The organism is Hyphomicrobiales bacterium, from assembly GCA_016710435.1.
Classification (GTDB): Bacteria; Pseudomonadota; Alphaproteobacteria; order Rhizobiales; family Aestuariivirgaceae; genus Aestuariivirga.
In genome coordinates this window covers 840,152-865,274 of the sequence record JADJVV010000001.1, presented here as the reverse complement: position 1 = coordinate 865,274, position 25,123 = coordinate 840,152, and the positions used below count along the sequence as shown (strand labels likewise).

General features: G+C 62.5%; 22 protein-coding genes. 12 read left to right on the top strand and 10 right to left on the bottom strand.

The genetic code is table 11. The features are described from left to right. The first annotated feature begins 52 nt into the window (after positions 1-52). The 5 genes from IPM06_04210 to IPM06_04190 all read left to right on the top strand — a co-directional run bounded on the left by IPM06_04210 (position 53) and on the right by IPM06_04190 (position 5,241). The gene (locus IPM06_04210) at positions 53-931 is read left to right on the top strand and encodes an extensin family protein (protein ID MBK8769620.1); all 879 of its coding nucleotides are present in this window, start codon (positions 53-55) and stop codon (positions 929-931) included. Positions 932-1,010: 79 nt separating this feature from the next. Next, positions 1,011-2,597: a CHASE3 domain-containing protein gene (locus IPM06_04205; GenBank protein MBK8769619.1), complete on the top strand. Its 1,587-nt coding sequence runs from the start codon at positions 1,011-1,013 to the stop codon at positions 2,595-2,597. Between the two features lie 29 nt (positions 2,598-2,626). After that, entirely contained in the window at positions 2,627-3,037 is a 411-nt protein-coding gene (locus tag IPM06_04200; protein MBK8769618.1) for a response regulator, read from the top strand. A gap of 7 nt (positions 3,038-3,044) precedes the next feature. Further along, complete coding sequence (locus IPM06_04195; GenBank protein MBK8769617.1) at positions 3,045-4,091, top strand: response regulator; 1,047 nt, start codon at positions 3,045-3,047, stop codon at positions 4,089-4,091. A gap of 46 nt (positions 4,092-4,137) precedes the next feature. After that, on the top strand, positions 4,138-5,241 hold the full coding sequence (locus IPM06_04190) for a sugar ABC transporter substrate-binding protein (GenBank protein ID MBK8769616.1): 1,104 nt from the start codon (positions 4,138-4,140) through the stop codon (positions 5,239-5,241). Positions 5,242-5,271: 30 nt separating this feature from the next. On the opposite strand, the gene IPM06_04185 is transcribed toward IPM06_04190, so the two are convergent. Then, on the bottom strand, positions 5,272-5,916 hold the full coding sequence (locus IPM06_04185) for a helix-turn-helix domain-containing protein (protein ID MBK8769615.1): 645 nt from the start codon (positions 5,914-5,916) through the stop codon (positions 5,272-5,274). Positions 5,917-6,062: 146 nt separating this feature from the next. Between IPM06_04185 and IPM06_04180 the strand changes: the two genes are divergently transcribed. The 5 genes from IPM06_04180 to IPM06_04160 all read left to right on the top strand — a co-directional run bounded on the left by IPM06_04180 (position 6,063) and on the right by IPM06_04160 (position 12,380). Beyond that, entirely contained in the window at positions 6,063-7,568 is a 1,506-nt protein-coding gene (locus IPM06_04180; protein MBK8769614.1) for an aldehyde dehydrogenase, read from the top strand. Positions 7,569-7,606: 38 nt separating this feature from the next. Further along, the gene (locus tag IPM06_04175; protein MBK8769613.1) at positions 7,607-10,057 is read left to right on the top strand and encodes a GcvT family protein; all 2,451 of its coding nucleotides are present in this window, start codon (positions 7,607-7,609) and stop codon (positions 10,055-10,057) included. 50 nt (positions 10,058-10,107) lie between these two features. Continuing rightward, positions 10,108-10,266 (top strand): hypothetical protein, encoded by a 159-nt coding sequence (locus IPM06_04170; GenBank protein MBK8769612.1) that lies wholly within the window; start codon positions 10,108-10,110, stop codon positions 10,264-10,266. After that, the gene (locus IPM06_04165; protein MBK8769611.1) at positions 10,263-11,672 is read left to right on the top strand and encodes a cytosine permease; all 1,410 of its coding nucleotides are present in this window, start codon (positions 10,263-10,265) and stop codon (positions 11,670-11,672) included. Before IPM06_04170 ends, IPM06_04165 begins: the two co-directional genes overlap by 4 nt. 132 nt (positions 11,673-11,804) lie before the next feature. Beyond that, on the top strand, positions 11,805-12,380 hold the full coding sequence (locus IPM06_04160) for a pyridoxamine 5'-phosphate oxidase family protein (GenBank protein ID MBK8769610.1): 576 nt from the start codon (positions 11,805-11,807) through the stop codon (positions 12,378-12,380). Between the two features lie 161 nt (positions 12,381-12,541). Here IPM06_04160 and IPM06_04155 read toward each other — a convergent pair whose 3' ends face one another. Next, the gene (locus tag IPM06_04155; GenBank protein ID MBK8769609.1) at positions 12,542-12,892 is read right to left on the bottom strand and encodes a hypothetical protein; all 351 of its coding nucleotides are present in this window, start codon (positions 12,890-12,892) and stop codon (positions 12,542-12,544) included. Between the two features lie 259 nt (positions 12,893-13,151). Here IPM06_04155 and IPM06_04150 point away from each other — a divergent pair, with 259 nt between their 5' ends. Beyond that, entirely contained in the window at positions 13,152-14,930 is a 1,779-nt protein-coding gene (locus IPM06_04150; GenBank protein ID MBK8769608.1) for an SLC13 family permease, read from the top strand. Positions 14,931-14,943: 13 nt separating this feature from the next. On the opposite strand, the gene IPM06_04145 is transcribed toward IPM06_04150, so the two are convergent. The 5 genes from IPM06_04145 to IPM06_04125 form a co-directional block, all read right to left on the bottom strand. Continuing rightward, on the bottom strand, positions 14,944-16,620 hold the full coding sequence (locus IPM06_04145; protein MBK8769607.1) for a sulfatase-like hydrolase/transferase: 1,677 nt from the start codon (positions 16,618-16,620) through the stop codon (positions 14,944-14,946). Between the two features lie 2 nt (positions 16,621-16,622). Beyond that, entirely contained in the window at positions 16,623-18,479 is a 1,857-nt protein-coding gene (mdoH, locus tag IPM06_04140) for a glucans biosynthesis glucosyltransferase MdoH (GenBank protein ID MBK8769606.1), read from the bottom strand. Next, positions 18,452-20,017, bottom strand: a complete 1,566-nt coding sequence (locus IPM06_04135) for a glucan biosynthesis protein G (GenBank protein MBK8769605.1) — start codon at positions 20,015-20,017, stop codon at positions 18,452-18,454. Before IPM06_04135 ends, mdoH begins: the two co-directional genes overlap by 28 nt. Before the next feature lie 221 nt (positions 20,018-20,238). After that, positions 20,239-20,889, bottom strand: a complete 651-nt coding sequence (gene gfa, locus IPM06_04130) for an S-(hydroxymethyl)glutathione synthase (protein MBK8769604.1) — start codon at positions 20,887-20,889, stop codon at positions 20,239-20,241. A gap of 39 nt (positions 20,890-20,928) precedes the next feature. Beyond that, entirely contained in the window at positions 20,929-22,056 is a 1,128-nt protein-coding gene (locus tag IPM06_04125; protein ID MBK8769603.1) for an S-(hydroxymethyl)glutathione dehydrogenase/class III alcohol dehydrogenase, read from the bottom strand. A gap of 131 nt (positions 22,057-22,187) precedes the next feature. Here IPM06_04125 and IPM06_04120 point away from each other — a divergent pair, with 131 nt between their 5' ends. Then, a complete protein-coding gene (locus IPM06_04120) occupies positions 22,188-22,535 on the top strand; it encodes a LysR family transcriptional regulator (protein ID MBK8769602.1) in 348 nt (115 codons plus the stop codon). 6 nt (positions 22,536-22,541) lie between these two features. On the opposite strand, the gene modC is transcribed toward IPM06_04120, so the two are convergent. From modC to modA, 3 genes are read right to left on the bottom strand one after another with little or no spacing between them, the layout of a single operon-like run. Next, positions 22,542-23,624 (bottom strand): molybdenum ABC transporter ATP-binding protein, encoded by a 1,083-nt coding sequence (modC, locus tag IPM06_04115; GenBank protein MBK8769601.1) that lies wholly within the window; start codon positions 23,622-23,624, stop codon positions 22,542-22,544. Further along, positions 23,621-24,319 (bottom strand): molybdate ABC transporter permease subunit, encoded by a 699-nt coding sequence (gene modB / locus IPM06_04110; protein ID MBK8769600.1) that lies wholly within the window; start codon positions 24,317-24,319, stop codon positions 23,621-23,623. Before modB ends, modC begins: the two co-directional genes overlap by 4 nt. Before the next feature lie 3 nt (positions 24,320-24,322). Further along, positions 24,323-25,120: a molybdate ABC transporter substrate-binding protein gene (gene modA, locus IPM06_04105; GenBank protein MBK8769599.1), complete on the bottom strand. Its 798-nt coding sequence runs from the start codon at positions 25,118-25,120 to the stop codon at positions 24,323-24,325. Positions 25,121-25,123: the final 3 nt, after the last annotated feature.

The following is a 25,123-nucleotide window of genomic DNA, read 5'->3' as shown; positions in this document are numbered from 1 at the left end:
ACACCGCGCTCAGCGTCCCGCGGCAATCAGGAAACGTGCGCATGTGGGGAGAGTGAAGCCCGTCAAGGTTGCCGAGCCCAAGGTGTCCAGTGCTGGAGTAACCGAGGCCTCGCCCGTCCTTCCCCGTCTGAAGCCGTCCCGGATTGCACCGACAGAAAGCGTGGATGTGTCCCCGGTGATTCCGAGGCTGAAACCTGCGGAAATTCTCGCGCACGATCAGGTGGCTGTCACACCCGTTGCACCAGCGGCACAGGTGAGCCCGCCGCCCGTTGTCAAGCTGAAGCCTGAGCGCAAGGTGGCCATGGCGCCTTCACCGGTCCAGCCTCCGGCAGACCTCTCGCTTGCAAATCCGATGCCTGATGGCACCTTGTCGGGAGAACGTTGCATGGCCCACCTCCAGGAGATGAACGTCCGCTTCTCGCCTGCAGCCACGCTCGTGTCGTCCGGTGTCTGTTCGGTGTTCGAGCCGGTCACGCTCACGTCCATGACGGTTTCCGGCAGAGAGGTGAAGTTTCCGGACAAGCCACTGCTCACATGCGGATTTGCGGCGCGCCTGGCCTCGTGGATTGCGGAGCAGGCTGCACCATCTGTGAAGGTGGCAACGGGGTCTTCGCTGACATCGCTGGGCACTGGTCCCGGCTATCAATGCCGCGGGCGGAACGGCGACAGCAGTGCCAAGCTGAGCGAACATGCCTTCGGCAATGCCGTGGACATCGAGTATCTCGGGCTGTCGGATGGCCGCAAGGTTCATGTTGAAACCACCGCACTTTCGACTGCGATGGATTCCACACTGCTGAACACGTTGCGCGGAGAGGGCTGCACCTATTTCACCACGGTGCTCGGGCCCGGCACGAATGCCGCCCATGCCCATCACTTCCACTTCGATCTTGAACGGCGCGGCAAGAAGGGAAATCACAAACTTTGTCAGTAAAGACTTACCACGAGGACCAACGTGCGATCGAGATGCAGAATGTTCTGCAACACTCGCCCTTCGATGTGTCCACGCCTGCATGCTGCGCGCCATTGCCTCGGGACGTCAGAACGGCGTGATGGCAGCCTTTGGTCTTGGGAAACTCGGGACGGCCTTGCGGTCTGTGACAACCGCGCCGGGGGCCACCCCATCATCCACCATCGCACCCGCGACGGCGATCCTGTTCTTTGTGGGCCTGAGCGCACTGCTGGTCATCGTCGGCACGACGACGTGGCTGAGCAAACGGTCTGAATCCCAATTCACCGAGATCGCGCGCATCCGCGATTTCCGAAGTGCGATTCTGGAGTTGCGCGCCGCCGTTCAAGCGGCGGAGACGAGTCAGCGTGGTTATCTTCTCACAGAAAACGAAATTTATCTCTCGCCCTTCGGTCTGGAGAAGAACAAAGCCAACCGGAACCTCGGCCTGCTGGTGAAATACATTCCCGCTGCCACGCAACAGGACAAATCGCTGTCCCGCCTGCGGAGTGTCATCCAGCAGAAATTTGCGGAGATGGAAGAGACAATCACACTGAAGCGTGCGCACAGGGATACTGACGTTGCACTCCTGCTCAAGACCAACAAGGGCAAACGCCTCACCGATGAATCCAATATCTATTATGCCGGGTTGGCTGCCTACGCCGACCAGCTGCTGTTCCGGGTATCGGAAGAGCAGGGCCGGAATTTCACGCTGCTGCAGGTGGTGTCGTTCGTTGGCGGCATCATCATCGTTTTCGTGACCGCCACCGCGGCCATGTTCAGTTCACGTTATACGCGCGCGATTTCCAGATCGCGGGACGAGGTGAACCGGCTCAACTCGAGCCTCGAAATACGCGTTCGGGAACGCACGGCGCATCTGGCGCAGTTGAACGAAGAGGTCCGCCGCTTCGCCTATATCGTGACACACGACTTGCGCGCACCCCTCGTCAACATCATGGGCTTCACACGGGAAATCGAAGAAAGTGTCGGTGCCATCCGGCCGGTCCTAGAATCCACGCCGCAAACGGAAGGCGAACTGGAGAGGGCCACCGCGTCTTTGAACCGCGACATTCCCGAGGCGATTTCCTTCATCCAGAGTTCAACTCAGAAGATGGACGCCTTGATCAATGCCATCCTGAAGTTGTCACGCGAGGGACAGCGCAAACTGAACGTGGAGCCGATCGATCTTCTCTCGGGATCACAAAAGGCAATTGCCGCGCTTCAGCACCGGATCAACGAATGCGGCGGACAGGTGCGCTTCGACCTGAAGGTGAAGACCATTGTGACCGACCGCATTTCATTCGAGCAGATCATCGGAAACCTGCTGGATAATGCCGTCAAATACCGATCTAAGGAGCGTGTTCTGGAAATCCGCATTGCCAGCCGTCCCGTGGGGTATGACCGGGTGGCGATCGAAATTTCGGACAATGGCCGGGGCATTGCTGCCGAGGACCGGGAACGCGTCTTTGAGTTGTTCCGCCGCTCGGGCGCGCTGGATCAGGCGGGCGAAGGCATTGGCCTTGCGCATGTGCGCGCGCTGGTGCGGAACCTCGGTGGGGAGATCACGCTTGCGTCGCAGTTCGGCCAAGGTACAACATTCACAATTGAAATGCCCGTAACGCACAGACAGGCGGAGGTTTTCACGCAATGAACAGAAACACCGCCCCCGTTGCCATCGTGATGATCGAGGATGACGAAGGTCATTCGCGGCTGATCGAAAAGAATATCCGCAGGGCTGGAGTCAACAATGAGATCATGGGGTTTTTCACCGGCGGGGACGCTATGGAATTCCTGTTCAAGGGCGGCAAGGATGGTGCGGCCCACGCCAACCGGCAATTGCTGGTTCTGCTGGATCTCAATCTTCCCGATACGTCAGGGATCACCATCCTCGAACGCATCAAGAGCGATCCGCATCTGAAGCGGACACCCGTCATCATTCTCACGACGACGGATGATCAGGAGGAGATCAAGCGCTGCTACGATCTCGGCGCCAATGCCTATGTGACGAAGCCCCTGAACTACGAAGGATTTGCCAAGGCCATCCAGCAACTGGGGCTGTTCATCTCCATCGTCAAGATTCCCGAGAGTTGATGGCACGCTGATGTCGATCCGGATTCTCTATGTCGATGATGATGCCGCGCTGGTTCGCCTGGTCGAACGCTTCTTCAACCGGCACGGCTTCACCATCGTACACGCCAGCGCCATCGATCACGCGACGGAGCTCCTGGCGAAGGAACCCATCAACGTGATCGCGCTCGATCATCACCTGCCGGAAGGTGACGGGTTGCAGTTCATGGCCCGCATCGCGACGTTGCCTGACATGCCGCCGGTCGTCTACGTGACGGGCTCGTCGGACATGAATGTGGCCGTTGCTGCACTGAAGGCGGGTGCGACAGACTTTGTGCCGAAGAGCATCGGCAATGATTTTCTTGAACTGCTCAAGGCGGCGGTGGAACAGGCACTCGAGAAGGCCCGGCTCAAGAGTGAAAAGGAAGCGGCAGAGCGTGAAGTCCGCGCGGCGCGAGACAGGGCGGAAATGATGGTGCGGGAAGTCAATCACCGGGTCGCGAACAGCCTGGCGCTGGTCAGCGCCATGGTCAATTTGCAGCTCAGCGCCATCACCGACGAGGCGGGACGGAACGCGCTCACGGAGATGCAGAACCGTCTCTTCGCGGTCTCCATGATCCACAAGCGTCTCTACACATCACAGTCAGTGGGTACCGTCGAACTGCATGACTACGTATCGGGACTACTGGATCACTTGCGCGCCACGATGGGCGGCCAGGGGCGGGGTGAACTCCGTGCCGAGTTGGAACCGCTGTTGTGCGCAACCGACTACGCCATCAACCTTGGAGTCATCGTCACCGAATGGGTGACGAACGCCTACAAATACGCCTATCCCCAGGGCGGAGGTGCCATCCGAGTGTCATTGCGGTCGCTTCCCGACGAGCGCGGCGAGTTGATTGTCGAAGATGACGGGATCGGATTCGATACGGAGAATCCCATGAAGGGAACAGGCCTTGGTACACGCCTGGTGCGGGCCATGGCACAATCCATGGATGGGCACATCGACCAGATTTCCCGCGATCATGGTGCGGCTCTCCGCCTGACCTTTTTACTGAGGCGCCCGTCACCGCATGGATGAAAACCGCAGCAACGCCGGAATTCGCTTCGCCTTCGCCGCAGCAGTGATGGGCGCGGCGGTGACTTGTGTGGCCGTCCTGCCCGCGCACGCAGATGACGCGCCTGCGGGCGTCGTCACAGCCGTGAAGCTGCCTCCCTTCGAAAACGGAGCGCCACCTTGCACCGCACCGCACGGGCTGTCCCGGTCTCTCGTATTTTTGCAGGACAATTCGCGGGAGTTCATGCAGGGCGCCGCGGCGGGTCTGAAACTTGCCGCCGCAGACCGCAATCTCTCCTTCTCCATTCGCCTTGCAAACAATGATCCCGCGCGCATGGCCGCGGATGTGGACAGCCTCATCGCGGAGAAGGTGGGGGGAGCGGTGGTGGCGCCCATTGATTCCGCGGGCCTGGCGCCGCACCTGATCGATTTCATGCGGGGTGGCAGCTATGTCGGCGCCATCGTGCCACCGCCCGCCACCACGATCCTCAACGCGCCCCAGTACAAGACGGGCCAGGTGCTTGCCAGGGTTGCGGCGGACTACATTGCGCAACACTACAAGAGCGGCGCCAACGTCGTCTTGCTGACGCATGATTCCAACCAGTTCCTCGCTGCGCGTTTTGATGCCATGCGCGACCTGCTGGGCGCATTGCCCACCGTCAACATCATCGCTGATATCTCGCCCGAAACGGTCGACAAGGAAGGCGGCTACGCTACGATGAAGCTCATCCTCATGGCGAACCCGCGCGTTGATGTGGTGCTCGGCGCCGATACGGTGGTGCTCGGCGCCTTGAAAGCATTGCGTGAAGCCGGCATGGCGCGCAGCGACCAGTTTCTGGGCGGCATCGATGGCGAGCCGGAAGCGGTCGCCGAAATCAAATCCGGATCAGGTCCCTACAAGGCCACGATCAGCCTGAACTCACCGGTCTTTGCCTATGCCATGGGCCAGCAGGCGGCGGACTGGCTGGAGGGCAAGCGCATTCCCCAGGCGATGGACGTGCTGCCCGTCGCCCTCAGCAAGGACACGGTTGCCGATTTTGAAAAGGATATGGCCGATCCGCGCTCGGTTTACGAAGACCGGGAGCGCCGCAGCCGGTATCTGCAAATGTACGGCAGCATCTGCTACGACACGCGCGACACCTTCCTGAATTTTCCCTGGTCCTCGGAACGCTGAGTCAGCCCTTCGGTTGGCTGCCTGCTCCGCCTAGATCATTGCCGGTGTGCAGGCACAGATGACCACGGCAGTGGTCTTGCCGATGTTGGTGAGGCGGTAGGGCTGACGGCCGATGAGCTGATACCCGCCGCCGGCGGTGATCCGGTTCTTCTTGCCGTCCACCTCCACTTCAACAACACCACTCACCACCACGGCCGCCGTCTCGCCATCATGGGCCAGCGGCTCGTTGCCCGTGCCCGCGCCGGGCTTGTAGCGTTCAATGAAGACCTGCAATTTCTTGTCACGCCGTTCGCTGCCCAGCACGCGAAGGTCGGCGGCACCGCGCGTCACAACGGCCAGATCGCCCGCCTGATAGAAGAGCACATTCTGCTGCGACACCGGCAGCGCGAAGAAATCGGCAATCGAGATCGGGATGGCGGAGAGAATGCGATGCAACGAGGCGAGCGACGGGGCGTGGGCTTCCTGTTCGATCAGCGAGACGGTGGCATTGGTGACGCCCGCCTGCTTGGCCAACTGGCGCTGCGTGAGGCCCGCCGCCTCGCGGACAGCCCGCAGGCGCGCGCCCACCGCGAGATTGCTGGCGCGGTCACGGGAGGGGGAATGTGCCTTCTTCTTCGGCTTCGCCTTCTTCGCGACAGTGCTGCGCCGCTTTGCGGCTGACGTCGTCCCGGTCAATCCCGTCACTCCCAAATCATTGCCATCAATAGGGTGTTGCGGCGCAACGTCAACCCTGGCCTGCTGATCTCCGGCATGTCTTGCCGTGTTAAATATATTGTGCCATGTTCTAAAAAAATTGAACACCACAAAAACGGGGATACGCCATGACGACGCTCCAGGAATTCAAGCGCCTTGCCGGCAAGTTGTTCATCGATGGCAGCTTCCGGCAGAGCAAGGCCACGGCCATGTTCGATATCGTGGAGCCTGCGACCGAGGACGTGATCGGCCAGGTCGCGGATGCCACGGATGAAGAGGTGGATGAGGCGATCGAGATCGCCGCCCGGGCCCGCAAGACCTGGAACGCCAATGACGCACGCAGCCGCGCCGTCATCCTGCACGACATCGCAGCGGTGATCCGCCGCGACAAGGCGCTCTATGCCGAGTACCTGACGCGCGAGGAGGGCAAGCCCTTCAAGGAATCTGTCGATGAAGTGTCGTGGTGCGCCACGGCCATCGACTATTATGCCGAACTGGCCCGCCACGAGCAGGGCCGCATCGCGGGCAGCACCGTGCCGGGGCAATTTCATTTCAGCATCAAGGAGCCGCTGGGTACGATCGTCATCATCCTGCCGTTCAACTATCCGCTGGTGCTGCTGTGCTGGGAAGCCGCGGCGGCACTGGCCGCCGGCAATGCCGTCATCGTCAAGCCGCATGAGCAGACGAGTGTGACCACGCTCAAATTCATGGAGCTGTTCAAGGGTCTTCCCAATGGTCTGCTGCAGGTGGTCACGGGCGGTGCGCGCGTGGGCCAGCGGCTGATTTCCAGCCACAACACCCATGGCGTCGCCTACACCGGTTCGGTGAGCGTGGGGCAGGCGGTGGCCCGCACCTGTGCAGAGAGTTTCAAGCCGTGCCTCATCGAGGCATCGGGCAATGATCCGTTCATCGTGATGCCGTCGGCCCCCATGGAGCAGGCGGTGCGCGGGGCCGCCTTTGCGGCGTATCTCAACTGCGGCCAGGTTTGCACGTCGGCGGAGCGCTTCTACGTCCACCAGGACATCTATGACGAATTCGCCCGCCGACTTGCCGACGAGGCGAAGAAGCTGCGGGTGGGAAATGGTCTTGATTTCGTTGACATGGGACCCATGGCGACGCGCAAGCAGCGCGACCGCTTCGAGGGCATGATGGCGAAGGCGCGCCAGCAGGGCGCAAAGGTTGCTGCCGGTGGCGGACGGCCTGCGGGCCTCAATCGCGGCTGGTTCGTGGAGCCGACGGTTCTCACCGACGTGACGCCCGACATGGAAATCCTGAACGACGAGCCCTTCGGCCCCGTTGCACCCTTGTGCCGCGTGAAGGATTTCGACGAGGCGATCACGCTCGCCAACCGCTCGCGCTTCGGGTTGGGCGGGAATATCTATACGCTCGACAGCAACGAGATCTTCCGTTCGGTGCGCGAGGTGCAGTCGGGCATCCTCTGGATCAATGCGCCGCTCCTGGACAATGATGCCCTGCCTTTCGGTGGACGCAAGCTCTCCGGCACGGGCCGCCAGCTTGGGCCGGAAGGCCTGTCGCAATTCCAGAACACCAAGTTCGTGATGATTGATCCGAAGGCAGAGAACCAGGATTTCTGGTGGTTCCCCTACGCCAAAGAGGAAAGCTACAAGGGCTGAAGGTCGGGGAAGACAGGCATGGCGGGGAGAAGACAGTGGTGAACACGGACATTCCATCACGGGCGGACGTCGTCATCGTGGGCGGTGGCGTGGCGGGCGCATCGATTGCCTATCACCTCACCAAGATCGGCATCACGGATGTCGTGCTGTGCGAGCGCAAGCAACTCACCTGCGGCACCACATGGCATGCGGCGGGCCTGGTGACGCAGCTGCGTGCCACGCGCCGCATGACGGAACTCGCCAAATACACGGGTGAACTTTTCGGCACGCTGGAGGAGGAAACGGGGCAGGCCACGGGTTTCAAGCGCAATGGCTCGCTTCGCGTGGCCAATACGCCGGCACGTTATGAGGAACTGGCGCGCGGTGCCTCCATGGGACGGAATTTCGGGCTGCCGGTGGAGCCCGTGTCGCCCGGTGAAATCAAGGAGCGCTGGTCGCCGATCAGCACTGAGGGGATCGTCGGCGGATTCTGGTTCCCGCATGATGGCCAGGTGAACCCCGCTGATGTGACCATGGCCTATGCCAAGGGCGCCCGCACCCGGGGTGCCCGCATCCTCGAACATACGGCCGTCACGAAGATCATCGTGGAACAGGGCCGGGCTGCCGGTGTGATGACCGACAAGGGCGAAATCCGCGCCAAGAAGGTCGTGATCTGCGGCGGCATGTGGTCGCGCGATCTCGCCGCCAAGGCAGGCGTGGCGCTGCCGCTCCATGCGGCTGAACATTTCTATATCGTGACGGAGCCCGTGGACGGCTTGCCGCGCAACCTGCCGGTGCTGTTCCTCGGCGATGAGTGGACCTACTACAAGGAAGATGCCGGCAAGTTGCTCGTCGGCTTTTTCGAGCCCAACGCCAAGCCGTGGGGACAGGCGGGGATACCCGAGAGCTTCTCTTTCGATGCGCTTCCGGAAGATGTGGAGCACATCGCGCCCTATCTGGAACAGGCGACACGCCGTGTGCCCGTGCTGCAGAAGACGGGCGTGCAACTGTTCTTCAACGGTCCCGAGAGTTTCACGCCCGACGACCGCTACCTGCTCGGCGAAACGCCGGAGGTGCGCGGGCTGTTCTGCGCCACGGGCTTCAACTCCATCGGAATTCTCTCGTCAGGCGGCGTGGGCAAGGCGCTTGCAGACTGGATACGCGATGAGCACCCGCCCATGGAACTCATGGATGTGGATGTCCGCCGCATGCAGAGCTTCCAGGTCAACCGCAAGTACCTCGAAGAGCGGACAACGGAAACGCTGGGCCTGCTGTTCGACATGCATTGGCCGTCGCGGCAGTTCGTGACGGCGCGCGGCGTGCGGCGCAGCCCCTTCCATGACCGGCTCCTCGCCATGGGCGCATGGATGACCGAGGCTGCAGGCTGGGAACGTCCCGGATTCTTCGGCGCGGCAGGCACGTCGCCGGACGTCACCTATTCCTACGGCAAGCCGAGCTGGTTCGACAACGTGTGCGCCGAATGCCGCAACACGGCCGAGAACGTGACGCTGTTCGATCACAGCTGCTTCATCAAATACCAGATGGATGGCCGGGACGCGCTCCGTGTTCTCAACACTGTGTGCGCGAACAACATCGACGTGCCGGTGGGCAAGGTTGTCTACACGCAGTGGCTCAACGGCAAGGGCGGCATCGAGGCCGACGTGACGGTCACGCGGCTGTCGGAAACATCGTTCCTCATCGTGACGATTGCCGTGTCGCAGCGCCGCGACCTGGCCTGGCTCACGCGCGCCATTCCCGATGATGCCCACGCCTTCGTGCGCGACGTCACCTCGGCCCTGCCCATGCTGGCACTGATGGGGCCAAAGGCCCGTGCACTCCTCTCGAAGATTTCGCCCGCCGATTTCTCCGATGCGGCATTTCCGTTCGGCACATCGCAGGAGATTGACCTTGGCTATGCCCGTGTGCGGGCATCTCGGCTGACCTTCGTGGGCGAACAGGGTTTCGAGATCTACATGCCCACGGAATTTGCCGCCCACGTGTTCGACAGCATTGTGGAGGCCGGCACGGCATTCGGGCTTGGAATGGGCGGGTTCTTCGCCATCAATTCGCTCCGCATGGAGAAGGGCTATCGTCACTGGGGCCATGATATCGGCGAAGAGGACACGCCCTACCATGCCGGCCTCGGCTTCGCCGTGGCGCTCAACAAGGCCCATGGCTTCATCGGCCGCGATGCGCTGGTGAAACAGAAGTCCGAGGGCCCAGTCACGCGCCGCATGGTTCAGTTGCGGCTCGCCGGAGCGGATGCTCCGATGATGTATCACAACGAGCCCATCCTCAGGGATGGCGTGATCGTCGGGTCCGTCACGACCGGCGCTTGGGGTCACCGCATCAATGCCTCGCTGGGCCTTGGCTATGTGGGCCACGATGCTGGCGTGACGGAGGTCTGGCTCGGAAGTGGTGCCTGGGAGGTGGAGATCGCGTGGAAGCGCTATCCCGTGCAGGTGCAATTGAAGCCCTGGTACGACCCGGCGGGCGACAGGATCAAATAGCAACAACCGGACAAAAGAACCGGACAACATGAAAGCGATGGAGGAAAGACATGGCCGAGAAACTCAATCCGGAACTTGAGCGAAGGCTCAAGGCGCTGGAAAATCCCGCCGAGCAGGGGGGAGACTACGATTCCACAAGCTGGTTCTGGCTCCTGTTCCTCGGAGTCGTGCTGCCCGTCATCGTGCTGATCTGGGGGTGGCAACTATGAGCAGCTCCACACATCACCACCTTGAAGGCGTGCTCGAGGCCGACAAGAATGCCTGGCCGCTTCTGAAAAGCGAACGTACCTGGGGTAGCTGGAAGCTCGGCATCTCGCTGATGACCGCCGCTGCCGCCACATGGTGCTACATCATCGGCGAATACGTCGGCTACTACCTCAACTTCGACAAGGGCTTTGCGGCCCTGTTCGCGGGCAGCATGATTGGCATGCTGATCGTGGCGCTGGCCGCGGGGCCAATCTGCCTGCGCTTTGGCGTCGATTCGATTGCCTCGACAAAACCGTCCTTTGGCTCGCGCGGCTGGATCATTCCCGCCGCCATGCAGCAGATTTCCATCATCGGGTGGAACTCCCTGCTGCTCATCTTCTTCGCCAAGTCCACGACACAGCTTCTGTTGGCGCTGGGCGTGATCGCCGACACGGGCAGCAAGCTGCTCGTTCCGGCAACGATCCTGCTGGCCTGTTCGCTGGTCTTCACCATCCTGCTGAAGGGCTCGGGCGGTGTGGACCGTGTCTCGAAGATTCTCGTGGCGCACGTGGTCGTCGGTTTCTGGATGCTGTACGTGATCCTCAGCCAGCGCTGGGGCGATCTCACGGCCGCCGTGCCGGCCTATGCCTCGACCAGTCCGCTGTGGAACTACACGACGGGCGTCGAGATCGGCATCGTCTCGCTGCTGTCATGGTGGCCCTATCTCGGCGCCATGATCCGCATGGCCCCCAATGGCCGCACGGCTGCTGCACCGATCATGATCGGCATGGGCGCACCCGTGCCGCTGCTCAGCCTCATCGGCATCGCGGGCATCTTGGTGCTCCAGGTTTCCGATCCGGCGGAATGGCTGCGCACCATCGGTGGACCGACCTACGGCATCGTGGCGCTGGTCTTCGTGGCGGCTGCGAACCTTGGAACGGCCGTGGCAGGCGTCTATGCCTCGGCGATCGGCCTCCGGCATTTCCCGGCCTTCGAGAACATGTCGTGGACGACGCTGCTGCTGATGGCAATCGGCCCTGTGGTGCTCGTTGGCCTCATCATCCCGGAACTGTTCTTTGCCAACTTCGGCACATTCCTGGCCTTCATCGGTCTTGCCTTTGCGCCGCTCTGTGGCATCCAGATCACGGACTACTACCTGCTGCGCAAGCGCCGTATCAGCATCCGGAGCATCTTCTCGAACGGAGATCATTCCGGCTACTGGTTCTCGGGCGGCTTCAACATTGCTGCCATTGTGGCGATGATCGCCGGTTGCGGCACCTACCGCTACCTGCTGAACCCCATCACCTACGAAAGCCACGCGCCCTATGAATACGTGACGGCGTCGCTTCCGGCGGCGATTGTTGCGGGGCTCGTCTATGCGCTGGTAACGGTGTTGTTCAACAAGCCCAAGGCCATGGGCGGTTACTGAACCTGACTGTGCCCGGGCTTCCCGCAACCGAAGCCCGGGCACTTCCCCTGCCATGGCGGGAACTCTCCCGGCGTGCATGCGTTACCCGCCTCGACTGCGCAAATTGCAGTCTCGCATCAGGGAGCATCACGCGTGGCCACATCAACAAGCACCAGCGAACGCCAGAACCACATGTGGGAGATTGCCCGCAAAATGGATTTCTGCATGTTCGTGACCATGGACTCCCGGAAGCCCTGGGCCCGTCCCATGTCGACCATCGTCCGTCACGAAGAGGGCAAGATCTTCATGCTGACGGACAGGAAGTCCGTGAAGGACGACCAGATCAAGTCAAATTCCTCCGTGGTGCTCGCTTACGCAAACAAGCCGACATTCCTCACCGTGCGGGGCAAGGCGCGGCTGCTGACGGATCGCGGAACCGTGCGCAATCTGTGGAGCCCGGGCGCGCAGGCCTTCTGGCCCAAAGGTCCGGAGGACAAGAATATCGTCGCCATCGAGGTGACGCCAGAGCAGGCGGAATATTGGGAAGGCGACAACGCGCTCGTTTCTTCGGCAAAGTTCGCCTGGGCCATTGTCACCCGGAAGGTGGCAGAGCCGGGCGAGAGCACCAAGCTCCGGCTTGCGCCGTCGCGGGGCAAACGTGTGTCGCGCACCTCATCAACGCGTGCGAAGACGGCGGCCAAGAAACCTGCCAAGGCGAAGCGGCGCTGAAGTCCATTCTACTCTGAAAACACCCGCACCATCGAAAGGTGGCGCGGGTGTTTTCGTGTCGTGATACCGGACATGCAGTCCAAAATGACTTCGCCATCCTGCGCGCAGTTGGAGGACTGGTGCGCAGGATGGCGATGACGCCGGCAATCCGGAACGGGACGTTACGGATTGGCGGGCGGCGTGGTGGCCGGAGGCGTGGCAGGAGCCGTGTCGCCTCCCGTCGTGGCGGGCGGTTCAGCCGGAGTTGCAGGCTGCTCAGTGCCCGTCGTGGCCGGAGGCGTGGTGGCCGGAGGCGTCGTCGCATCGGGCGTCGTGGTGGTCGTGGAATTTTCCTGCGTCACTGCAGGTGTGGTCGGCGTGGAGCCGTCGCGGTTGAGCATGATCAGGCCAATCACGATGGCCACCAGCACGGCGGCGATGATGGCGATGGTGCCGCTGCTGCTGTAGTTCGATACGTTGTTCCTGACGGTTGAGCGGTCAGTCGGTCCACTGTTCGGATCATTCATAGTCATCACTTGTCTCCTCGTTGTGCGCAGGAAAATTTTTGCAACCTTCTGCCCCACGCCAATGGAAATGCTGCCGCAGGGGTAGTGGTTCCCGTGGGTGGATGAAATTTACGTGCTGCCGCTGTTGTCCTGAGACAGCTTTTGCGGGAGGAACCCCGTGACGGGGTCAGGAGTTCCCTGCGGACGACGGTTTTTGCGGGGTGCCCGGGTGCCAATTCAATCTGAGCGACGTATCGGCGCTGTCCTCACAACCGGGAAGAGGTGAATGAGCAGCGTCACGTCTGAGCAACTCCTGGCGCTAGGGCTGGTCGCCGGGATGATGGCCATGTTTGTGTGGGGCCGGATCCGCTACGATCTTGTCGCCGTCTGCACCCTGCTTCTCGCCGTCGTGCTGGGCGTTGTGCCTGCCAAAGAGATGTTCTCCGGCTTCAGCGATGACATCACCATCATCGTGGGCAGTGCGCTGGTTGTCAGTGCGGCGATTTCGCGAAGCGGCATCATTGATTTTGCCGCGCGGCGCTATCTCCCCGCAACCCTCAATGTCCGCATGCAGCTGATCGTGCTCATCGTCACCGTGGCGGTGCTGTCGGCCTTCGTGAAAAACATTGGTGCTCTCGCCATCATGCTGCCGATTGCGCTGCAGTTCGCGCGCCGCTCCAACGTGCCACCGTCCGTGTTTCTCATGCCCATGTCCTTTGCATCGCTGCTGGGAGGGTTGATCACCCTTGTCGGCACGTCACCGAACATCGTCGTTTCGCGTGTGCGCGAGGAACTGACCGGGCAACCCTTTGCCATGTTCGACTATGCCCCCATCGGCATACTCCTCACGATCGCCGGCCTCGGATTCATGGCGGCGTTTTCCTGGCTGGTGCCGCAGCGCGTGCGGGTGAATCTCTCGGCCGAGGATGCGATGGACATCAGGGATTATCTGGTGGAGGCAAAGGTGCCAGCGAAGGCCTCCGCGGAGGGCATGACCATTGCGAGGCTTCTCAGCCTGGCAGGCGAGGACGTGACCATCATCTCCATCCTGCGCGCTGGCTCCCTGCAGATCAGACCGCTACCAGATGCCACCCTGGCTGCAGGCGATGTTGTGTTGATCGAAGGGCCAGCCGACCTCGTCGACCGGCTGGTGGTCGATGCCGGGCTCGACCTGACTGGCCAGCGTGAGCTGGCGCCTGACGGCGAAACCGGAACCGTCATCAGCATGGAAACGGTGATCACTGAAGACTCGCGGCTTGTCGGCGCCAGCGCCGAAACCTTGCGGCTCTTTCATAATCATGGCGTGAACCTGCTCGCAGTGAGCCGCCGCAACCAACGTCTCAGCCAGAAACTCGGCACCGTGCGATTCCGGCCCGGAGACATTCTGCTGTTGCAGGGCCAGGAGACGGGACTGGTGACGCTCATGCGCGACATGGGGCTGCTGCCGCTGGCCGAGCGGAAGGTGCTGCTCGGCAGCGTGCGTCATGCCGTGGTACCGGTTGCCATCCTTGTGGCCGCCATGGCAGCCACCTCGACGGGGTTTGTGCCCGTCGCCACCGCCTTTTTTGCTGCAGCGACGGCAATGGCCATGTTTGGCGTGCTGCCGTTGCGCGATCTCTATCACTCGGTGGAGGCGCCGATCCTGATGATGCTGGCCGCGCTCATTCCCGTCAGCCAGTCGCTCCAGGCCACAGGCACAACGGACCTTCTGGCAAGCGGCTTGTCGCGCGCGGGTGAGGGTTTGCCGATCCATGGGGCCATCGCGCTGGTGATGGTGGCGGCCATGGCGGTGACGCCGTTCCTCAACAATGCCGCCACCGTACTTGTGGTGGCTCCCATTGCCGCCAAATTCGCGGAAGGGCTGGGCTACCGGCCCGAAGCTTTTCTCATGGCGGTGGCCATTGGTGCGGGATGCGATTTCCTCACGCCCATCGGACACCAGTGCAATACGCTCGTCATGGGTCCGGGTGGATACCGCTTCACAGATTACATGCGGCTTGGCCTGCCGCTCTCTCTGTTGGTGATCATCTTGGCCGTGCCTGCGCTGGCGCTGATCTGGGCGTGACGGGTGAGGCGGCTCAGCCGGCCGTCTTTGAAAAGAGCTGATGCTGGATGATGGCTTCGGAGGGAGCTGCACCTCCTGCCCCGTTCCCGGCGCAGGCGTTCACCATATGGCGCAGATAGGTGTCTGCCAACGGGATCTTGAGCCAATCCGTGAGCAGAGGCGCCACACAGTAGAGAGGCTTGTCCTGCAGGCGGGAGCGCAATTCTGCGACGTCGTCACTGTTGCTGGTTGCGAGAAAGGGCACCTGATGCAGGCGGGGGTCTGTCTCGGATTTCATGCCGAGCTTCCACTGGTGCGTGCGCGTGCCCGGCAGGTGATCGCCAAAGACAAACAGCACATAGGGCTTGCCGCGCGCTCTGAGTTGTTCATTGAAGGCAACAACGGCATCGGCGGCACCGGAGAGCCGTTCATGATAATCGGTCATGCCGGGATGACGTTCGCCGCTGATCGCGTCGCGCGCCTTGTCTTCAGCATAGGGACCGTGAGTCTGCACGGTGACGATGAAGTGGAACTGTGGTGCGGTGCTGTCGATATGTTTCGCCACCGCTGCAAACAAACCGGCATCGGTGGGCCAGCCGTTCTTCTGTTTCTGCAGCGCCATCGTTTCCATGCTGTCGAAGCTCGCGAAGCCAAGGAGGGGATAGACCTGGTCGCGCAGCCAGAAGCGCCGTTCGAAGTTGTGATAGGCGTGGGCCTCGTAACCGAAGGCGTGCAGCAGGCGCGGCAAGCTGCGGGTATGCTCACTGAAATACTGCACGAAGTGCTGATAGGGAATGATCCCGGACATGAAGCTGTGGGCGGGAATGCCTGTCAGAACTTCAAATTCCGCATTGGGCGTGGTGCCGCCATAGACGGGCGAAATGGCCGTGCCTTCAGTGAAGCCAGCAGCGACAAGCTTGTCGATGGGGCTTTGCGCGTCGGACGGATCGCGCCACCAGGCTTCGCCCAGCACCACAAAGACGTCAGGCAGGGGCGCCGTGCGGGCTGGCGGCGGAGGTGGTACATCGAGAGCCGCCATGGCGGCGCGCACTTCTGCATCGGTGAAGGTCTTCAGGCGCAGGCCCGCCGTGGAGAAATAGAGATGGGTGGCGAGGCCGTTCATGCGTTCGCTCTCGGCCTGGCTGAAGGTGAGGTTCTCGACCCCGATCCAGTAGGAGTTGTCATGGATCCACTTGACCACGGGTTCCAGCCGGTAGGTGGAGAGCAGTCCCGCGCAGACGAGAGCAAGGGGCAGGCTCCACAGGCGGACGCGGATGCTGCGCAGCGCGTAGACCACGGCCGGAATGACGAGTGCGCCCGCAAGCCAATAGCTCCAGTCCACATAACCGAGCAGGGCCGGTGCGTGGGCGGAAAGAAAGAGATCACTCACCTGGAACGGTTCGCCCGTGGCATCGCGCTTGATGGCCGAGATGGTGCCGACCAGCAGCAGCGTGGCGGCCAGCAGCAGGGCTGCGGGAAAAAGCCGGATGAAGGATGCGAGCACGCCCAGCATCACCATGGCGACGATCATCCGCGTCACGAGGAAATGCCACAGGTCACGGCCTGCGAGATACTCCGGTGTCCAGCGCCCAAGCCAGGCCATCACCGCGAGCAGCAACACATAGGCGGCGATGAATTTCCAAAGATCACGCTTGAGCAAGGCGAGCACGCGTTGCCGCAGGCGCTGCGGCGGCAGGTCCGGCTTGCCCATCGCTATTCCGCCGCCTGCAGAACTGTGGTGATGGCAACGGGCGTGGCGGCGGCTTCATCTTCCTCGGGAATGCGGAAGACGTTGGCGCGCCACAGGGCACGGCCAATGGCAGGATGGCCCGTAGCCCAGGATACGGCGGGGGACAGCACAAGTCCGGCCATGATGGGAAGGAACCACAGGAACGTGGCCCAGGAGATTGCGAAACTCGCAGCCCCCAGGATCAATCCTGCCAGCGCGTGAATGGCGTGGCGGTGCAGTGTTTCGGCAAAGGGCACGGCAGCGTCGTCGCGATTCTGGGTGTTCCAGCCGGAGTCGCGGCCCATGACGATGTCGATCACGAAGCGCGTCTGCAACAGCATCATCACCGGCGACAGCAACATGGAGAGAACGGTTTCGGCGGCAACGCTGCGGATGAGCCCCGTGGCCCCGCCGCAGCCCTTGCGCAGATCGGGGTCGCGCAGCGCCAGCACGAGGCCGAGGCACTTGGGCAGGTAGAGAACGATACCCGTGACGCCGAGGAGGCGCAGCGCCAGCTCCGGATCGAACACGGGCCAGGCCGGGAAGAGCGAGAAGCCCTCCGAGAAATAATTGGGCTCGGTGTAACGCGCCACAAGTGCGAGACCGAGACCCGCCAGCAGCATCAACAGCCACAGCGGCGAAGCGAGATAGGACATGATGCCCTGGACGAGATGCACGCGGCTGACCCAGCTCAGGCCCTTCGCTGCAACGATCTTGATGTGCTGCAAATTGCCCTGGGCCCAGCGTTTGTCACGTGTTGCGAGATCAATCAGCGACGGCGGCGTTTCCTCGTAGGACCCTTGCAGGTGCGGCAGCATGTAGACGGCCCAACCGGCGCGGCGCATGAGGGCAGCCTCGATGAAGTCATGGCTAAGGATGTGGCCGCCGAAAGGTTTCCGTCCCCGCAGTTCGGGAAGTCCCGCAGAGTGCGCGAAGGCTCGCGTCCTGATGATGGCGTTGTGGCCCCAGTAGTTGCCGTCGCGCCCGTGCCAGGCCGCAAGGCCTGCGGCCACGACCGGGCCATAGACCCGTCCGGCAAACTGCGTCATGCGCGCATAGGGACTCCAGCGGTTGCGCAGCAGCGGCAGTGTCTGGATGATGCCCGCAGCCGGGTCCGCCGCCATGGCCGATGCCAGGGATACGAGGAGTGCCCCGCTCATCTCGCTGTCGGCATCGAGGACGATCATGTGATCGTAGGAGCCGCCCCAGCGGCTGACGAAGTCGGCTATGTTGCCGGCCTTGCGGTGATGATTGTCGGCGCGGCGGCGGTAGTAGACGCCCATCTCGCCACGCAGCGCGGTGCGGAGCGACTGGAAGCACTGCAACTCTTCCACCGCCACCGGGTCGTTGCGGGTGTCGCTGAGAATGAAGATGTCGAAATGGCGTTGCGCGCCCTGCCAGATGAGGCTGCGCGCCATGCGTTCCAGCGTGGCGAAGACCTGCTGCGGGTTTTCATTGTAGACTGGCATGAGCAATGCCGTCCGGCCGATTTCCGCGTGCGGCAACGGGGCCGGTGCCTTGTTGCGCAACAGTACGGCGAAGCCCACGATGGCGCTGGCGCAGGCGAAGGAAATCCAGGTGAAGGTCATCGCGAAGACGGCGGCGAAGAAGAGCTGCAGCCACGTGACGTTCACAGGGCTGATCACCTCGTACATGCCATAGGTGCCGGCGCTGGTGAGGAGCGCCGTCAATCCGAACACGAAGATGCGCGCCAGATACACATCCGCCGAAGGGCGATGCGACCGCTCGGGCGCGGTGCACGTCGTGAGGCTTTGCACCGGCATGTCGAGCCGGGATTCCGGCGGCATGTGGATCAAGACCGTGTCCACCTGAAAAGCCACGTCTCACCCGCGATCACGCCGCCGCGCTTGATGACGGCGCGCAGTTCGGCGACGTCGATGCCTGTGGTATCGTGGGCAAAGGAGAGGCGCGTCGTGTTCTTGACCGGATTGGGATAGGTCACGATCTTGCTGATGGTGCCCGCGCTTGCGGTCACGTCCGCGGTGAATTCACCAGCTCCCGGCCCACCATCGAACTCCACCACGTAGAGGCGGAGGTTGGGATCGTAGGCGGGCGGATTGGCGGTGTAGTTGTAGTCCACGCCGGAGCCAGAATAGGACACGAGGCCAACAGGCGGCGGTTGCTCCGCAGGCCAGTGCTCGCACCAGTGCAGCCGGTAAACAAAGGTGTAGCTCGCCCCCGCGGCAAGCGCGTCCTTGGGCTGCCAGTAGGAAACGATGTTGTCGTTGGTCTCAAGCTGCGTCGGGATTTCGAAGAGCTGCACGAAGCCTGCTCCCCAGTCGCCGATCGGTTCAACCCACAGGCTGGGGCGGCGCTCATAGCGGGATTCGAGATCGAGAAAGTCCTCGTAGCGGCGCGTGCGCTGCATCAGGCCAAAGCCGCGCGGGCTCTTGTCCTGGAAGGCGCTTACTTGCAGCGTCTTGGGATTTGAGAGAGGGCGCCAGAGCCATTCCCCGGTTCCCGTCTGCATCATCAGTCCATCCGAATCATGGACGGCGTTGCGATAGTCTTCCACCGGGCGGCCGATGGCGTTGAAAAGGAACATGCTGGTCAGCGGCGCGATACCGACATGCGGCAGGTCACGGCGCGGGAACAGCGTCACTTCCGTGTCCATCTGCGTGTCTTCTCCGGGCTTCACGGAAAAGCGGTAGGCGCCCGTGACCGAGGGACTGTCGAGAAGGGCTTCCACCACGATGATCCCGGTGGCGGGTTCGGGCCTGCGAATCCAGAACGACTTGAAGAAGGGGAACTCCTCGCCAGAGGGCTGGCCCGTGTCGACGGCGAGGCCGCGCGCCGACAAACCATAAAGCAATCCCTTGCCGACGGCGCGAAAGTAGGAGGCGCCCTGGAAAACGAGAAACTCGTCATCGACATCGGGTGAGTTGATGGGATGGCGGAGGCGGAAACCGGCATAATGCAGATCCGTCTTGCCGTCGGGGCGCTTCACCGAAGGGCCGAAGACGAAGAGTGCGGGATCGTAGTTCAGCTTGGCCTGCCGGCCGTCCTGCACGACGTAGATGTCGACCGGACGCGTGAACAGGAATCCGGAGTGAAAGAGGTCGAAGGAGAACTTGTGTTCCTCACCCTTCCAGATCGCCCGGTCCGGGTTGAAACGGATGTCGCGGTACTGGTCGTATGTGCTCACGTCGAATCCGGCGGGCATCTCGATCTTCTCGTCGACGAAGGGCTTGGCCGCGAGATCGCGGGCGAGATTGCGGACGAAGTCGTCACGAAAATCCGTGAACGGTCCATACATGTCTTCGGCGGCGGCTTCGGGTACGAATCCCGACTTGAGGGCGGTGGCGAGCGCAGCGAGTCGCGCTGCCTGCCCGATGAAATTCCTGCGGGACGTGTTCATGTCTTGTACTGTCAGTCTATGCGGCGGACGTGTGGGCTTGCTGGTTATTTTTGTAAAGTGGCATTTTCACAGAGCCGTCATGAACTTGTGGGTCGAATTCGGGTCGCCCTGCACCACGAAAAGAAGGCGAATTCCGGACGCCCGGGCCTGACATGGCGCCGCACCAAACGAACAGGGGGCCAAGAGGCCCCCTGCGCATCCGATGTTCCGAATAGGTTCGCTCAACTCTCGCGATAGGTGCCTGATTTCTTGGCAGCTTCAGTGGCGAGATAGTCCATCAGTGCCGGCGACAGGCAGTCATAGGGCTCAAGGCCAAGCTGCTTGAGGCGCTTGCGGATGGCGGGCATCCTGGAGGGCGGCACGCCGCCTTCGATGGCAGACGAGACGAAAGCTGCGAAGGTGGGCGGCGACCAGCCCTTGTCCCTGGACAGTTCAGTGTGGACGAAGGTCAATCCCTGGAAGGGGTGGCCGGCACGTTCCACGGGACCATGGAGATGGGCGCCGCAGCCGGTGCAGGCATGGCGCTGGATGAGGGCGGAGGGGTCGACGACCTTCAGCTTGTCGCCGTTCTGCACGACCTTCACCTTGTCGCTCGGCACAACGGCCACGACCGAGAAGATGGCGCCTTCCGGCTTCCAGCACTTGGTGCAGCCGCAGGCATGGTTATGCATGCTCTGCGACGACAGTTCGACCACCACCGGGTCGGTGCTGCAGTTGCAGGTGAGCCTGCCGCCCGCGAAGCCCTTCTTGCCGGATTTGGCAACGCCCTTGTCGATCGAGGGATGCAACGCAATTGCCGGAGCGCTTTTCCGCGCGGGCTTGCGTGCTGCCTTCTTTGCCTTTGCGGCCTTCTTAACTGCCTTACGCGCCATTCTCGTTCTCCCTGTGTTTGAACCCGGCTTCCGTAATACTCAGAATACGACGACGCTTCTGATCGACTTGCCTTCGTGCATGAGATCGAAGGCCTTGTTGATGTCTTCCAGCGGCAGGATGTGGGTGATCATGGGATCAATCTGGATCTTGCCGTCCATGTACCAGTCGACGATCTTCGGAACGTCGGTGCGACCGCGGGCACCGCCGAAGGCCGTGCCCTTCCATGTGCGCCCGGTCACAAGCTGGAAGGGACGGGTGGAAATCTCCTGGCCCGCGCCCGCCACGCCGATGATGACCGACTGGCCCCAGCCGCGGTGCGAACATTCCAGCGCCTGGCGCATGACCTTCACATTGCCCGTGCAGTCGAAGGTGTAGTCGGCGCCGCCGATCTGGTCAGCACCACGCTTCGTCATGTTGACGATGTGGGAGACGACGTCGCCCTCGATCTCGGCCGGATTGACGAAATGGGTCATGCCGAAGCGCTCGCCCCACTCCTTCTTGGAGTTGTTGAGGTCCACGCCGATGATCATGTCGGCGCCGGCCATCTTGAGACCCTGGATCACGTTGAGGCCGATGCCGCCGAGGCCGAAGACGGCGGCGGTAGCGCCCTGTTCGACCTTGGCCGTGTTGAGGACCGCGCCCACGCCCGTGGTGACGCCGCAGCCGATGTAGCAGATCTTGTCGAAGGGGGCGGCTGGATTGACCTTGGCCACCGCGATCTCGGGCAGCACCGTGTAGTTCGAGAAGGTCGAACAGCCCATGTAGTGATGAATCTTCTGCCCCTTGTAGGAGAAGCGCGAGGTGCCGTCGGGCATCAGCCCCTGACCTTGCGTCGAGCGAATGGCCGTGCAGAGGTTGGTCTTGCGCGACAGGCAGGAGGGGCACTGGCGGCATTCCGGCGTGTAGAGCGGAATGACATGGTCACCCTTCTTCACGGTGGTCACGCCCGGGCCCACGTCGACCACGACGCCTGCACCTTCATGTCCGAGGATGGCCGGGAACAGGCCTTCGGGATCAGCGCCCGAGAGGGTGAATTCGTCGGTGTGGCAGATGCCGGTGGCCTTCACTTCGACGAGGACTTCGCCTGCCTTCGGGCCCTCCAGATCCACCTCGACAATTTCCAAAGGTTTGCCTGCTGCAAAAGCCACAGCTGCGCGCGTCTTCATGCCTACTCCCCGCGTGATGATTTTTTATGCGCCGGACTATTTCACAAGTGTATGCCTATGTCCATGGAACAGCGTGGCCCAGGGCCTTTGAATGCCATCACGGTCGGGGCATGATCGCGCCAGAGGCAGACATGACCACACTCAGCATCCGAATCGACTTCGGTCCGAACAGCCGCATCGGCCCCGGCAAGATTGCGCTGCTGGAGATGATCGCGGCTGAGGGGTCGATTGCCGCGGGCGGGCGGGCACTCGGCATGTCCTATCGCCGCGCCTGGGAACTGATCGATGAACTGAACGGCATCTTTGGCCGCCCCGTGGTCACGCCCAGGTCGGGCGGCAAGAAGGGGGGCGGTGCCGCGCTCACGCCCCTGGGTGAGGCGCTCATTTCCCGCTACCGCGCCATCGAGCGGGCCGCCACGGCAGCGGCGGCGGAACAGATGGATGCGCTCCGCATAGAACTCCCGGCCCTGCGCCGTTGATCGCCGTCAGGCACCCGGCGGGCGTACCGACATGGCCTTGACCACGGCATAAACCGTCTTGCCCTGCGCCAGGGCGAGGCGGCGGGCCGAGAAGCGGGTGATGCGGGCCGAGAGGAACGTGGCACCCACACCCATCCGCACATCAACGGAGGCACCGTCGCCTTCGGCGATGGCGGCGATGGTGCCCTGCAACACGTTGAGCGCACTCACGCCACTGGGAGGGCTGGTTGCCAGCATCACGTCGGTGGCTCGGATGTGGATGCGCAACGCCTTGCCGGGTGTGCCGACAGCCCCCGCAATCCGTAATTCGCCGAGCGGGGAGGCGAGTGTCGTCAAGCCATCGTCAGAATCATAGGCGCGGACCGAGGCATCGATGAGCGAGCCTGCTTCCTGTGCCAGTTCGCCGCTTGCGGCCGCAAGGGTCGGGAGGACGTCGCGCACGGGTCCGGCGCTGATCACATGGCCCTTCGACATGAGGATGATGTCACTGGCGAGGCGCGTCACCTCACCGAGGACGTGGCTCACATAGACGACCGGAATCTTGACCTCGTCGCGCAGCCGTTCCACGTAGGGCAGGATCTCGTGCTTGCGGGCGTCATCAAGCGAGGCCAGCGGCTCGTCCATGAGCAGCAGGCGCGGAGACTGCAGGAGCGCACGGCCAATCGCCACGCGCTGCCGCTCACCCCCGGAGAGATGGGCGGGGCGGCGCGCGAGCAGGGCAGAGAGTCCGAGAAGTTCCACCACCGCCACCTCGTCCACGTAGCGTGCCGATGCTGCCGTGAACCACCGCCCGTAGCGGAGGTTCTGCTGCACCGTCAGATGGGGCAGGAGGCGCGCGTCCTGGAAGACGCAGCCGATGCGCCGCAGGTGAGGAGGCGTCCAGCGGCCGCTCGCCGTATCGACAAAGACGTCGCCGTCGAGGGCGATGCGCGCTTCCGCCGGGCGCAGCAATCCGGCGATCACATTGATGACGGTGGTCTTGCCGCAGCCGGAGGGGCCAAACAGCGCCGTCAGCCGGCCCATGCTCTCGAAGTTGACGTCGATGTCGAGAGAGGCAAGGCGGTGGCGAATGGAAACGGAAAGGCTCATGCGGCGATCCGCTGTCCGGCGCGCCGGGCCAGAACTTCCGACGCCATGAGGGCCGCGAGTGAAATCATCACCGAGATGGCGGTGAGTCGGAGCGCCTGGGGATCGCCGCCCGGCACCTGCGTGTAGGCATAGATGGCGGTAGGCAATGTTTGCGTTTCGCCGGGAATGTTGGAGACAAAGGTGATGGTCGCTCCGAATTCACCCATGGCTTTGGCGAAACTGAGGATCATGCCTGCGATAATACCGGGCAATGTGAGCGGCAGGGTGACGGTGAGGAACACCCACAGCGGATTTGCACCGAGGGTGGAAGCGGCGTCTTCCAGGCGTGTATCCACTGCTTCAACCGACAGGCGAATGGCCCGCACCATCAGGGGAAAGCCCATCACCGCGCAGGCCAGTGCTGCCCCGGTCCAGCGAAAGGAAAAGACGAGCCCGAAGGCGTCGGCGAGGAAGCTGCCCACAAGTCCCTTCCTGCCGAAGGTGAGCAGGAGCACATAGCCCGTCACCACCGGCGGCAGCACGAGCGGCAGGTGCACCACGCCGTTCAGCAGCGACTTTCCCCAGAATTCACGGCGGGCGAGGAGCAGGGCCACGGCGATGGCAACAGGCAGGCTTGCCACCATCGCGACGGCGGCGACCTTGACGCTCAGCCCGACGGCATTCCATTCATCGGGGCTGAGCGAAAAGAAATCCATGCCTCACTTTGCAGGAGGCACGAGAACTGTAAAGCCCTGGGCCTTGAAAATGGACTGGGCCTTGGCTCCCTGCAGATAGCTGATGAAATCCGCTGCCGACGCGTTCTCCGATGTGGCGACGCGGCCGACAGGATAGACAATGGCGGGGTGGGAAGCGGCAGGGAAGGTTGCCACCACCTTCACCGCAGGTTCGGCCATCGCGTCCGTTTTGTAGACGATGCCGAGCGGTGCCTCGCCCGTCGCAACAAGTTTGAGGGCGGCGCGGACATTCTCCGCCATTGCCACCTTGCCTTCGACGGACGGCCAGAGGCCGAGCTGCTCCAGCGCGGCCTTGCCATATTTTCCGGCGGGGACTCCCTTCACGTCACCCATGGCGAGCTTGCCACTACCCAGTGCCGCAGAAAGGGCGGCACCGTCTCCGAGTGTGACCGCGAGGGATGACTCTTTTGGCGCGATGAGGACGAGGTCGTTGCCCAGCAGCTTGACGATGGAGCCATCGGAAATGTGCTTTTCAACGGCAAGCGTGTTCATCCAATCCATGTCGGCAGACATGAACACGTCCGCTGGCGCACCCTCCTGGATTTGCTTGGCGAGTGCCGAACTTGCGGCATAGGACACCGCCACGTCCATGCCGGTGTCTGCGGTCCAGGCCGCGCCCACGGCATCCAAAGCGTTCTTCAGGCTGGCGGCGGCGAAGACTGTGATCTTGTCTGCGGCAAAGGCTGGTGAAGTCAGCGCGAAAGCCAACGTGCAGACTGCTGCCCAGCGTGCAAGCGATTTCAATACTATTCGGCAAGTCATGAG